Genomic DNA, 13,029 nt, shown 5'->3' with positions numbered 1-13,029 from the left:
TCGCTCCCAGAGAAAGATGATGAGTTGATGCAGAACCAAACAGCGGCACAATGTACCAAATCAAACACCTCGGCAACCGGGAGCTTCACGCAGATTTAACGGATCGTCACTGATCGAACACGTCGACGCCAAACGATTCGAGCGTCTTGGCTTGCTCGGCTTTGACCTTTTCGTCCATCGGGTTTTCGCCCCAGTACAGACGCAGGTAGGGAGCAAAGCGACGGTCGCCTTCGGAATCCGTTCGGCACATTTCGACCAAAGCGTCGACGTTGGCGAGTTTGTTTCGGCTGATCATCAACAGATTCAAATCCGCCAGGCCTTTGATCGGATCCAACGAAGTGATTTGATTGCCGCGAACATTCAACGTCGTCAACCACTTCAGTTTGCTAACGGGAGCCAAGTCGGTGATCTCGTTGCCCGAGGCATCCAGCGACCAGATCTTGACCAAGTCCGCGATCGGATCGAGTTTTTTCAGTTTGTTGTTCGCCAAATAAAGCGTCCGCAGATTGGACATCTTTTTCAGCGGAGTCAAATCAGCGACTTCGTTGTCCGACAAGTCCAGCAGTTGCATCGCGGTCAGGCCCTCCAATGGCTTGAGGTCGGCGATCTTGTTCTTGCCCAAGCTGACCGATTGCAAACGCGTCAGCTCGGCGATCGGCTTCAGGTCGCTGATCTCGTTATTGCCCAGATCGATCAACATCAACGCTTTGCAGTGCTGCAGCCCATCCAGGTTTTTGATTTGTTTGCCGACACCGACGACGCGTGAGATGTTGATCACGTCGTCTTTGGTGATCGGTTGGTCGTTGTATCGTTTTTCAAAGACTTCGTGACGCACAGCGGCTTCGAGTGCCTTGTCGGGAAAGATCGGCGGCTCGGGTTTCTTGGGCGGGTCCTTCTTCTCCGGCTCGTCCTTCTTCATGTCCTTCTTGGCGTCCGGCTTCTTTTCGGCGTCTTTCTTTGGATCGGGCTTTTTGGGCTCGTCTTTTTTGGGGGCCTCCTTTTTGGGCTCGTCTTTTTTCGGCTCGTCCTTCTTTGGTTCGTCCTGTTTCTTGGCGTCGTCTTTCTTTTCCGCGGGTTTCTCTGCCGCTTTTTCAGAGGCTTGGGCAGCGGGTTTGTCGGCAGGTTTCTCGTCGGCAGGCGTCTTGTCATCCGCGTACGCGGCGCTGCAGCACAGCGTCATGACAAAGCAGGCGACGAGCAGGGTGCGTACGGATGGGGCAACCAAAACACATGGCAGCCATCGGGGCGCGGTTTTGGCGGGCCGGCGAGCGGAGTCGATGGGTGTGGCAGCGATTCGGAAGGACATGCGGGGGTCTCTGTCGGGAATCTGGGAAGGTGGAAATCGGTCGAACGAAGGAAGGATCTGCATTTTACTTGCTCCAAGGCGGTTTTCCCAACCCTCCGCCGCCCCATCGGACGCTAAATTGATGTGCCCCGCAACAAAGTCTCTTTCTCCCCGTTTCTCCGGCGAACCATGAAGAAAAAACTTTTCGGCCTGCTCAGTTGTTTCCTTCTCGTTTCTTCTGTCGCCCTGCTCGGCTGCGGTCGCTCCAGCGATTCTGCTGATTCATCGCCCTCGGGACAGGGAGAATCGGGCGGAAAGCTGAGAATCGCCGTCATCCCCAAAGGCACCAGCCACGAATTTTGGAAATCCGTCCACTTTGGAGCCCAGAAAGCCGCCGAGGAACTTGGAAACGTTGAGATCGAGTGGCGTGGCCCCTTGGTCGAGAGCGATACCGGCAGCCAAATCGAGGTGGTCAAGAACATGATCACCAAGCAAGTCGATGGCATTGTTTTGGCACCCAACCAAAAGGGCGGCTTGGTCGATGCGGTCCAAGAAGCCATCGACGAGTCCATCCCGGTGGTCATCTTTGACAGTGGACTCGATGAAGGACCCGAGATCGTCAGCTATGTCGCCACCGATAATTTCAAAGGCGGCCAGATGGCGGCCGACGCGATGGCCGAGGCCATCGGTGAAAAAGGCAACGTCATCTTGCTGCGTTACATCGCCGGCAGCGAAAGCACCGAACAGCGAGAAAAGGGATTCTTGGACGGCCTGAAAAACTATCCCGACATCACGGTCGTTGAGAGCGAGCAACGCGGCGGCGACAACGCGACGATGTCAAAAGAAAAGGTCGACCAGTTGCTGCAAATCCACGGCGAGTCGCTTGCAGGCATCTTCGCCGTCTGCGAACCCAATGCCAATGGAACTCTGGAAGCGCTCCGCAACGCAGGACTCAACGGCAAAGTCAAGTTCATCGCGTTCGATCCCAGCGACGCTTTGATCGCCGCGTTGGACGATGGTTCGTGCAGTGGCATCGTCGTGCAAGACCCGGTCGAGATGGGCTATCGATCGGTGATGACGCTGGTGGGCTCCATCAATGGCAAGGCTGCCGAACCGTTCATTTCTACCGGCGAATACTTGATCACCAAAGAGAACATGAACGAGGAAAAAGAAAAATCGCTGCTTCATCCAGAGATTGTGGAGTAGCCCGCACGACACGATGCTTGGTTCTGCCATCCCAACTGCCAAGTCCGAAGCCCGATCGACGCCCGAGCCTCCGTTGATGAGTGTGACGGATCTGCGAAAGCGGTTCGGTCCCACGCACGCGCTTCGCGGCGTCACGCTGTCCGCGTACTCCGGCCGTGTGCTTGCCCTGATCGGCGAAAACGGTGCGGGCAAGAGTACGTTGTTGAAAACCATCAGTGGTGCCCATCAAGCTGATTCGGGACAGATGCAGATCGAGGGCCACCTGTATGCGCCCAGTGGTCCTCATGCGGCTCGGCACTCTGGTGTGGCGATGATCTACCAGGAGTTGAATCTCGCGCCGGACCTGTCGATCGAGGACAACATTTTGCTCGGACAAAAGGGGACCGGCGGCGGCCTTCTGATTCGTTCTCGTCAACGCGACATAGTGCGTCGAGCACTTGATCAAGTCGGCCTGCGGCACTTGTCACCCTCTGACAACACCGGCCAGCAGTCCTTGGCATCTCGTCAGTTGATCGAAGTCGCCCGCGCGTTGGCCTCCGACGCCAAGTTGATCTTGCTGGACGAGCCGACCAGCTCCCTGCCCAAAGCCGACGTGGCTCGTTTGTTCGAAATCGTCCGCCGTCTCAAGCAACAGGGATTGGCGATCATCTACATCAGTCATTTCCTAGAGGAAGTTCGAGAGATCGCAGACGACTACGCGGTGCTGCGAGATGGCGAAAGTGTTGGCAGTGGACGACTGGACAAGATCGATGACAGTCAAATCGTTTCCTTGATGGTCGGACGCGACGTCGACGATCTTTTTCCCAACGTGCCACACACACCAGGAAGCGAGCGAGTTCGCTTGACCAACTTGTCAGGGGCACCTTATCCACAGCAGGTCAGTGTCACGCTGCGTCGAGGCGAGATCTTTGGAGTCGCCGGACTCGTCGGCGCCGGCAGAACGGAACTGTTGCGGACCATCTTTGGCTTGGACTATCTCCGCGAGGGCAAGGTGCATGTGGATGGCAAGTCCATTCCGCACCGGGTCCGCGCCCGAATGCGCGCCGGGTTCGGTTTGTTGAGCGAAGATCGTAAAGGCGAAGGACTGGCGCAAGACTTGTCCATCACCGAAAACATCACGCTGGGCAACACCAGGCGATATGCCAAAGCCGGAATCATCAACTTGTCCGCTCGACGAACAGATTCGCAACGTTGGGCATGGAAAGTCGAAGTCAAATCGCATAGCGTTGATCAATCGGTCAGCGAACTTTCCGGCGGCAATCAACAGAAGGTCGCGCTGGCGAGGATCTTGCAGCAAGACGCGGAGGTCTTACTGCTGGACGAACCGACAAAGGGCATCGACGTGGGCACCAAGGCCGAGATCTATCGCATGATGGGCGAATTGGCAGCCGAAGGGAAAACGATCGTGTTCGTCAGTTCGTATCTGCCCGAATTACTCGCCGTCTGCGATCGCATCGCGGTGATGGCACGCGGATCGATGGTGGAGGTGCGAAATGCCGATGACTGGACACAGGAAGAAGTGATGGCGGCAGCCACGGAGACACAGACGTGAGTGAAGTAGCGAGTCGGGAATCGAATTCGTCTCAATGGTGGCGTTTGCTAGGCAAGCTGCAGCTCGGTCCGTTGATCGCATTGGCCGTCATCGTCGCGTTCTTTTACATTGCCGATGGCTACTGGGGCAGCGGTAATTTTCTTTCCGACTACAGCATTCGAATGAATCTGAACGCCGCCGCCCTGATCGCTGTTCCCGCGATGGGAATGACGATGATCATCATCGCCGGCGGGATCGATCTTTCCGCGGGAACGGCGCTGACACTCTGTGGCACGATCCTGGCGGTGGGGCTCAAAACAGGCCCTGATGCCGCCGATGGAACGATGTACCTTTTCGGCTTGCTGGCCCTTGTCATCGCAGCGGGATGCGCGTGCGGCGCGGCCAACGGACTGCTGATCACCGGGACCAATGTGGTGCCCTTTATCGTGACGCTGGGAACGATGACCATTTTTTTGGGAATCGGACAAATCATTTCATCCGAGTCGACGGTCTACGCGCCCACGGAGAAATTACCTCAGTGGCTGCGATATCTGTGCTACACAGGCAGCGTTGGGTCTCGTTATTTGATGAATGGAATCATGATCCCCACGAGCGTCTTGATCTCCATTGCGCTGGCTCTGCTGGTCAGCGGCATGTTGAACCTGACGGTGTTCGGCCGCAACACCTTGGCGGTCGGCTCCAATGAATCGACCGCGCGTTTGTGTGGGATCAATGTTCCGGCCACGAAACTGCTGGTCTACAGCTTGGCGGGCGTGTTCACGGCGATCGGCGGCGTGCTCTATTTTGCAAACATCAAGAATGGCAACCCGACCGATGGCAGCGGCAAGGAACTGGAGATCATCGCGGCTGTGGTGCTCGGCGGCGGCAGCCTGAGTGGCGGCCGCGGTTCCGTCCTGGGAACGATTTTGGGTGCCCTGATCATCACCACGATTCGCAGCGGATGCACACAACTGTCCATTCCGAACACCTACTCACAAATTGTGATCGGCGCCATTATCATCATCGCGGTGATTGTCGATCAGCTTCGGCATGGTTCTCCGGAGTGGCTGTTCCGAATGATTCGGCGATAATGGGTTTATGAATCGTCTCAACAAACGCCGACTCGGCTTGCTGTTTTGGATCGCGGCCGTTGCCGCGTCTGGTTACGCATGGCATCGTGCCTCCTCGCGTCCCGCCGTCGCAGCATCTGATGATAAGTCTGATGGCACGTCGGGCGATCATGTCGAGGATTGGGATCGAGACCGTTCGTCGGGCATCCCCGCGGCTCCGTCTTGGATGTCGTACTTGGTTGGGCCCACCGAAGAACACACGATCATCGATCCCGTCGGTCTCTTGCAACGCTACGATCCGATCTTTCTGGAAATGGACGAAGGACAGTTTCGGCAAGCCGGTCACGTGATTGTGGGTGCTGAGTCGCGCGGACAGGAATCAGAAAATGACGAATCCTTGTTCGAGTTGACTTTCGTTTGGTACGACTCCGACGTTCCGGCGGACGAGTGTCAACTGTTTCAACATCACAGTACGGGCAGCTTGGACGAAGTCGTTGCGACACTGTTGCCGCCTGAGAAGCGATTGAAAATACAACAACGCCTTGCCGCGGCGATGTCCGCACACGGCGATGACTTGTCCAAAGCCTTTGTGCCGTTGATCCAGCAGAGTTTGAAACGATCGATGCCCGTCATCGAAGAAGAACTGCGTCTCTCGGTCGCCCGGCATCGCGGCGAACTGGATGCACTGGCCGACCGATGGAACGATGAAATCATCAGCAAGCGACTGATCCCGCTGGCTCGCCGAGAAATCCTGCCGATTGTACGCGAGCATGGAGAACCGCCCGCCGAAGCGATCGGACGCGAGATCTGGGACCGCGCCTCGCTATGGCGATTCGGTTGGCGTGCGGTCTACGACAAGACACCCTTGCCAAAGAAAGATCTGGTGCAAGAAGAGTGGCAACGATTTGTGACCGAGGAAGCCGTCCCGGTGATCGAGTCGCACATGGACGAAGTCGTTGTGGCGATCCAACGAACACTCGCCGATGTCACGGCCAACGAAGCCATCCGCAAGGAATTGGGGAACGTCGCGGAAGAACTCGCCTCCGACAAAGAAACCCGCGCGATCGTGAGGACCATCCTGCGGGAAACGCTGATCGAAAATGATCGACTTCGCGACGTGTGGGGTGAAGTCTGGACGAGTGACGAAGCCCGAGCGGCGATTGACATGGCAGGTGATCGATTGGAGCCGATCGTGCGTCAGATCGGTGACGATCTGTTCGGCAGCGAAGCCGAAGGGATCAATCCTGACTTTGCACGCGTGCTGAGAAGTCAGATCTTGAGAAAAGATCGCCGCTGGATCGTCGCTTGGCATACCGGTACGAGCAACGGTCGTGTGGAGCCCGCCAAGTCATCGATGCCGTATCCACTCGTCTACATCGCAAAGGAATGACGTTGACGGAGTCTGTATCCAAAGAGCGATCGCTGCAATTGCGCAACCTTACCGTTCGCGCAGGCAATCGAGTGCTGCTCTCGCATGCCGATGTCACCTTGCCAGCCGGTAAGATCACCGTGATCGTCGGGGGCAGTGGCGCGGGCAAGTCCGTCTTGCTGCGTATCCTCGCCGGCTTGCTGCCACGCGACGGTGATGTGATTTCATGGACCGGCACGATCCGATCCGAGGAGCACGATTCCGAAACCGGCGACACCCAAATCATCGACGACCCGAGAGTCGGCATCGTCTTTCAACAGTTCGCGCTCTTTGACGAATTGTCGCCGACCGCGAATGTACAGTTCGCCATCGATCACCGCAGCGATCGCAAAGCCAAACCCGAGCAGACCGCCGCTCAATGGCTGAATGAACTTGGCGTGCCCGCCAAGACACCGATCGCAGGTTTGAGTGGTGGACAAAAACAACGACTCGCTATCGCACGAACCTTGGCCGCCGATCCCGATGTCTTGCTCTACGACGAGCCGACCTCAGGGCTGGATGCCGCCAGCGGACGCAAGGTCGCAGAGTTGATCCGCAGCACGCAATCCAAGCACCATCGTACGAGTGTTGTGGTCACTCACGACTATGAGACACTCATCCCGATCGCGGACAACGTCCTGTTATTGGATTCGGAAACGCGAGAATTGATCCCGGTCGCGAAAGACGACTGGGAGCAAATTCCCCAACGCATGCGTCCGGTCGCCTTGCAGGAAGAGGTTGGCGTGGAACTGTCCGCGTTGACGCGATTGCGGCAAAGCATTTCGACGGGAATCGATGAGTTCTTGACCACCACCGGGGGCGCGCTGGCGGCGACATGGTGGTTGCCGGTCGATCTGAGACCGATGGTCCCTCGGGTTCGCTGGGCCACGCGTTTCTTTGCGCATTATCTGCGATTGGTCGGCGGTCCGTCCGCTTGGGTCTACCTTGTGTTGGCCGGGCTGATTGTCGGATTCACGGGGACCTATTTCACGTTTCGTTTCTTGCCCTTCAAGCTCTACACGCAGCCGCTGTTGATCGATGAGTTGTTGGCATCCATTGGCTTTGCGTTGTATCGCATTCTCGTACCCGTGCTGGCGACCATTTTGGTGGCAGCCCGCTGTGGCGCCGCCGTTGCCGCCGATGTGGGAGTGAAGCGTTACGGCGGACAAGTCGACGCGATGAGGACCCTGGGAGTGCAGCCCCGCGCCTATCTGCTGCTGCCGATCGTGCTTGCGTTTGTGGTCGCCACACCGATCTTGGAGTGGATGGCGTTTCAAGCCGCGCAGTTGATCAGTTTGATCTCGTTCACCTCGATGTACCCTGATGTCGGTCCGTATTTCTGGGATCAACATTTCTTTCGCAATCTCGTACAACCCCAGGCCTTTGGGTTTCAGAGCTTTGGGTATCGGGGCTGGGAGTGGGTGTTATTGAAAAACATCACCTGCGGGGTGGGCACAGCGGTGATCGGTTATCACCAAGGCGTCTCACTCAAGCAGTCAGCCAGCGACGTCAGCCACAGCATCACATCAACGGTGCTCTGGACGACACTGTACGTCCTGATTGTCCACTTTTTGATCGCGCTGCTGGAATTCTAGTGCTTCGTCCAGTCTTAGAACGCGGGTTCGATCAATGAGCCGTTTTGGCGTTAGCCACGGTTTTCGCGACTCAACCGTGGCTATCGCCAAAACGGCCAACCCCAAAATCAAGTCTGGACGATGCACTAGGCAAAGTTCTGTTCCGCATGTCACCTCCTCCAGCCGCGCCGGTGGAGACGCCGCGAATCAGACACCTCCCCCAAGAAACTTGGGGGAGGTCGAGCAGAGCCGTTTAGGCGATTGTGAGGGAGGGGGCAAGCTCGCCGGTGAACCGATTGCATCACGGTTAGCTCCTCGAGCCTCCTTCCGGATCTTGCTTCACTCGATCCGACCTTCATTACCAGCGCCGTCGCGTTCGCGATTTCTTCATATGAAGTCTTTGTGAATCGGCCGGTTCAGCTCTGTTCGAGCGAAGCGAAGTGCGGAAACTGAAACGGTCGTCTTTGTACCTTTCTGCACAACCCAAGCAGTCTTTCTCATGTCTCGCGTCTCAAAGTATCGGTCCGCCAGCGGATTCACGTTGATCGAGCTGCTCGTCGTCATCGCAATCATTGCCTTGCTGGCGGCTCTGCTCGTTGGCGCGGTGGTCAAGGCTCGAGAGTCGGCACGATCGTCGCTTTGCCGAGCCAATCTCAAGAACGTCGGGATCGGATTTGCAACCCACGTCATTCGCTCCCCTGGTGGAGAATTCTGCAGTGGCCTGTTCGATCACAATCGCGAAGGATGCATGGATCGCTACGGTTGGGTCGCCGACCAAATCAACGCCGGTTCCGCGCAGCCGGAAACCCTGCTGTGCCCCAGCAACCCCATCCGTGTCAACGAAAAGTTGCTGGACGCTTACGGCATTGGAACCAACGATAACCTCAACGACCTGACAGGCAGCTTGCGTTCGCGGTGGACGAAAGGAATGTGTGGAAAGGTTGATTGGAATGGTCTGTCGGGCACCGGAGATCCCGATGAAGGATTCGCATCGACAGACCCCGTAACCGAAGAACGTCGAGCGTTGGTCAGTCGGTATTTTGTGGAACAAGGATTCAATACCAACTACGCCACAAGCTGGTTCTTGACGTACACCGCGCCGCGGGTTGCCTTCCGGTCCTCTGATGGCTCCATTCGCACCAACGGTCAAGCCGCCCAGCAGGGTTTGCGAGGAAAGCGAGAGACGCTTGGACCACTGACCGACGCGTATCTGACCCGCAGCGACGTTCCCTCCAGCCAAGTCGCGCTGCTGGGAGATGCCGCACCGGGTGACCTAGATGAAGCCGTTTCACCGATCGCCTTCAGCTATGGTCCCGACGATGCCTTCGCCAGAGACAACTCATCTCGCGTCTTTACACCCGAGGGATCCCTCCTGTCGGAGTCCGCATTGGAAGGCCCGACGTTCTATCACCGGTCCCAAAAGATCATCAAACGCATCGGCTCCAACGGCTCACGGCTCGAGTTCCAATGGGAATGCGACAGCCTCAAAAATTGTGAACCGCCGACCGGCAGCTCAGGCAACAACATGTACATGCAATCCACTCTCGGTTGGATGGCGACACACCAAGGCTCGGGCGGCTACTCGCTGAACATGCTGTTCGCCGACGGATCGGTTCGCGGTTTCACCGACGGCAATGGGGACCTGTTCTTGAATCCCGGGTTCCCGATTCCGGACGATTTGACGGAGTCCCAGTACGATACCATCGGATACCGCGACAGCACGCCCGAGCTGGGTAAGGGCGACTTCTTTAGCGGAGTCTTCCTTGCGCCAAGCACATTAAAGGGTTATTTCGAATAGCCTGTTGGCGCGTCGAACCATCGAGTCAAAACGTTATCCATCCAAAACTCACCTCGGCGTCCCACGAACCCGGCGTGACCGCCGGACGGACTGATCAAGACTCGAGTGGATTCTGGCCAGCGGATTGCCGGATCGCGAAAACAGTCCACGGGCACGATCGGGTCGTCTTCTGCAGCCAGGATCAACGTTTCGATCGCGTTATCGGAAACCACGGACCGGGCTCCGCATGCTTGATAATACTCGTTCGCTCCAGCAAATCCGCTCAACGGCGCGGTCAATCGATCGTCCAGCTCAAACAATGTCCGCGGTCTTTTTCCCGACAACATGGACCGCATGTCATTGCTCTGCTGCACACGCTGACGGACACGCTCGGGCATCCGTTGAAACAACTGTCGAATGAAATACCAGTTGTACGGCCGTCGCGATGCACGCTGCATGTTCTCGCTGCATCGAACCAAATCCATTGGCGGCGCCACCACCGCGATCCGTTTCAATGCATCCAACCACCGCGGCCGAGGATCCAGCTCGCCGCCCAAGCGACCGGCCAACCTCAGGAGCTGATTCCCGCCCAGAGAAACGCCGATGGCATGCAACGGCTCACCGGGCATTTGCTTGGCAATGTGCGTCAACGCCTCCAGGATATCTTCGCTGCGCCCTGCATGGCTCAGATGCTGCGCCAGTTCTCTCGCCGCACCACAACCACGCATGTCCATTCGCACGGTGACAAATCCGCTGTGGACAAAGCGATCGGCCAAGCGAATCATGTACGGCGAACCATGGCATCCCGACAGACCATGGATCAACAGCATCGCTCCTCGTCGATCGACCGATTGGATGGGGTCATCCCAGTGCAACACGATCGAATCACCATCGGGTAACGCCACGGTTTCCTGCCGAGTGTTGGGCAACGAAACACGGGGAGAGCGTATGGAGATCAGTGTCTGCAGATGACCGCCCCGGATCAACCGATGAGAACGAAACGGCGACGGCAAAAAATCAGACACGGCGTATTAAACTGCTTCCGCTGGCTGGTCTGCTTCGGCAACAACCCCTTTTTGCAACGCCTCTTGCTGAGCGAGTAGCTTCTTTTGATATCGACTTTGCACCACATCAACGATGATCAGTACGACCAACACAAAGTAGAACGTGCTTTTGGCCATCGGAGCGACGTGATACCCAAAGAACTCCAACTTGGCCAAGTGTCCGCCTTCACTGACCAGCATCACACCAACGATGAACAGAATGAACAGCCCCAGCACCTCATACATCCGATTTCGCTTCAAAAAATCGGCCACGGTGTCGGCCAAGACCATCATCAGGACACCACTGATGATGATCGCGGTCCCCATGATGTACACATTCTTTGTCAATGCGATCGCACTGAGGATTGAGTCGAAGGAGAAAACCAAGTTCATTGTCACGATCAACGCGACAGCTTTGGCGACCGAGTTCTTGGTTTTCTTGTCCGCCGTCGGATCATCAACATTGTGGATAGCCAACAAGTGATAGATTTCTTTTAATGCGGTCCACAGAATGAACGCGCCGCCGCCGATCGTGATCAAACTGTGCCCCGTGACGTGCATCGTTACAGCATGCGATTCCATGTCGATGAACGATTCCTGCAACAACTTGATCAAGTTCAAGACGACGAACAGCAACACGATTCGAAAAACGATCGCCAGCCCGATGCCCAGTTTGCGCACTCGGGACTGCTGATCCTCTTCGACACGCTTGCTTTCGATCGAGATGTACAGCAAATTGTCAAACCCCAACACGGCTTGCAGGACGACCAGCATGGCGAGGGTCAGCAATCCGCCGATCGAGAAAAACTCCGCTATCCCGCCGGACTCTGCCAGTTTCTTCGTTGCCTCTTCCGCCGCTGGAGCAGCCTCCCAGAGCATCGCGAAAACGGATGAAATTGCCGGGGCAATCGAATCGGGAATCATCATGGGCAAATCCATTAAAGGGGTTCGTTTTCTGGTCGAGGTTGGTGAGCAAAGGTTTGTGGGCATGGCATCAGAGCACTCCGAAGTCTCTGGGGCACTTCCCATTTGCAGGTGAAAAGAGATTATGATGCCGAGCACCGATAACCCTCAACCCCGTTTGACACGCATCCCCTCAGCACTCAGGCCTCCCATGCTTCGTTGTCGACCACTTTTGTCCGCTTTGTTGTTTCTGACCGCCATGAGTTTTCTATCTCAAACCTCGGTTTCTGCTGAAGATTCCAAGCAGTATTACGAAGTCCGCACGTACGTGATCGGCGACAACGGTGACAAAGCCGCTGTGGACAAGTACCTCGGGGACGCCCTGGTTCCGGCGCTGGGCCGGCAAAACATCGGCCCCATCGGCGTGTTTGAACCCTCTGAGAACGATGAAAACAAATCCGAACGTTTGATTGTTGTCATTCCGCTGACCAGCGCTGATCAACTGCCCGCCATCCATGCCGCCTTGGCAAACGACGCGGACTATCAAGCAGCCGCAAAGAGCTACCTGGATCGAGGTCCCAAAGAATCGCCCTACCAACGTATTACCAGCGAACTGCTGATCGGCATGGATTGCATGCCTCAGTTGACGGTGCCTGCGGGAACCCTGGACAACAAAGACCGTGTTTACGAGTTGCGACTCTATGAAAGCCCCAATGAGCGTTTGGGGAATCTGAAGGTCGACATGTTCAATTCAGGCGAAGTTCCCATTTTCCTGGACTGCAAGATCCAACCGATCTTCATCGGCCAGTGTGTCGTCGGACCTCAAACACCCAGTCTGACCTACCTGACGGTGTACGCCAACGAAGAGGCCCGCAATCAAGCGTGGGTCGATTTTCGCAAGCATCCCGATTGGAAGGTCTTAAGCAAAGTCGCCAAATACGCCGGCACCGTCAGCCACATCGACAAACACGTCCTGGTGCCCCGCCCGTACTCGCAAATGTAAGCGAGAGGCCGGCGGCTGACGCGTCACGGCGTTTGCCGGTGTGATGCGTGGAGAAGCAGGGGTATGTCAGCCTAGAAAGGCTGACGTACATATTGTCGCTCGACTTTCCAAGTCGATAGCGTCCATCCGCTGGGCGTCATGTTTGATGTCGGATGTAGGTGAAAGACCCGGCCGCTGACGCGTCACGGCGTTTGCCGGTGTGATGCGTGGAGAAGCAGGGGTATGTCAG

Annotated in this window: 10 protein-coding genes; 7 read left to right on the top strand and 3 right to left on the bottom strand. The window is 56.6% G+C overall.

Going from position 1 to position 13,029, the window contains the following annotated elements; all coding sequences use genetic code 11:
- Positions 1-106: 106 nt before the first annotated feature.
- On the bottom strand, positions 107-1,306 hold the full coding sequence (locus tag Pla52nx_RS30185) for a leucine-rich repeat domain-containing protein (protein WP_231742732.1): 1,200 nt from the start codon (positions 1,304-1,306) through the stop codon (positions 107-109).
- Positions 1,307-1,474: 168 nt separating this feature from the next.
- Here Pla52nx_RS30185 and Pla52nx_RS30180 point away from each other — a divergent pair, with 168 nt between their 5' ends.
- The 6 genes from Pla52nx_RS30180 to Pla52nx_RS30155 all read left to right on the top strand — a co-directional run bounded on the left by Pla52nx_RS30180 (position 1,475) and on the right by Pla52nx_RS30155 (position 9,872).
- The gene (locus Pla52nx_RS30180; RefSeq protein WP_146523157.1) at positions 1,475-2,491 is read left to right on the top strand and encodes a substrate-binding domain-containing protein; all 1,017 of its coding nucleotides are present in this window, start codon (positions 1,475-1,477) and stop codon (positions 2,489-2,491) included.
- A gap of 13 nt (positions 2,492-2,504) precedes the next feature.
- Entirely contained in the window at positions 2,505-4,043 is a 1,539-nt protein-coding gene (locus Pla52nx_RS30175) for a sugar ABC transporter ATP-binding protein (RefSeq protein WP_146523158.1), read from the top strand.
- On the top strand, positions 4,040-5,113 hold the full coding sequence (locus tag Pla52nx_RS30170; RefSeq protein WP_197455060.1) for an ABC transporter permease: 1,074 nt from the start codon (positions 4,040-4,042) through the stop codon (positions 5,111-5,113). The genes Pla52nx_RS30175 and Pla52nx_RS30170 overlap by 4 nt, the downstream gene beginning before the upstream one ends.
- Before the next feature lie 7 nt (positions 5,114-5,120).
- On the top strand, positions 5,121-6,482 hold the full coding sequence (locus Pla52nx_RS30165; RefSeq protein WP_146523159.1) for a hypothetical protein: 1,362 nt from the start codon (positions 5,121-5,123) through the stop codon (positions 6,480-6,482).
- Positions 6,483-6,484: 2 nt separating this feature from the next.
- Entirely contained in the window at positions 6,485-8,095 is a 1,611-nt protein-coding gene (locus tag Pla52nx_RS30160) for an ABC transporter permease (RefSeq protein ID WP_342190293.1), read from the top strand.
- A 478-nt stretch (positions 8,096-8,573) separates the two neighbouring features.
- Positions 8,574-9,872 carry a DUF1559 domain-containing protein gene (locus Pla52nx_RS30155; RefSeq protein ID WP_146523160.1) on the top strand — a complete coding sequence of 433 codons (1,299 nt, stop codon included), beginning with the start codon at positions 8,574-8,576 and terminating at the stop codon, positions 9,870-9,872.
- Here the strand turns inward: Pla52nx_RS30155 and Pla52nx_RS30150 are convergent.
- Together Pla52nx_RS30150 and Pla52nx_RS30145 are read right to left on the bottom strand one after the other, a co-directional pair.
- Complete coding sequence (locus tag Pla52nx_RS30150) at positions 9,860-10,876, bottom strand: YheT family hydrolase (protein ID WP_146523161.1); 1,017 nt, start codon at positions 10,874-10,876, stop codon at positions 9,860-9,862. The two genes, Pla52nx_RS30155 and Pla52nx_RS30150, sit on opposite strands and share 13 nt — an antisense overlap.
- 6 nt (positions 10,877-10,882) lie before the next feature.
- A complete protein-coding gene (locus Pla52nx_RS30145; RefSeq protein ID WP_231742733.1) occupies positions 10,883-11,821 on the bottom strand; it encodes a TerC family protein in 939 nt (312 codons plus the stop codon).
- Positions 11,822-12,056: 235 nt separating this feature from the next.
- Here Pla52nx_RS30145 and Pla52nx_RS30140 point away from each other — a divergent pair, with 235 nt between their 5' ends.
- Positions 12,057-12,800, top strand: coding sequence for an NIPSNAP family protein (locus tag Pla52nx_RS30140; RefSeq protein WP_231742735.1), 744 nt, complete (start codon positions 12,057-12,059; stop codon positions 12,798-12,800).
- Positions 12,801-13,029: the final 229 nt, after the last annotated feature.

The organism is Stieleria varia (assembly GCF_038443385.1).
GTDB classification, from domain to species: domain Bacteria; phylum Planctomycetota; class Planctomycetia; order Pirellulales; family Pirellulaceae; genus Stieleria; species Stieleria varia.
This window is presented reverse-complemented; position numbering and strand designations above follow the sequence as displayed.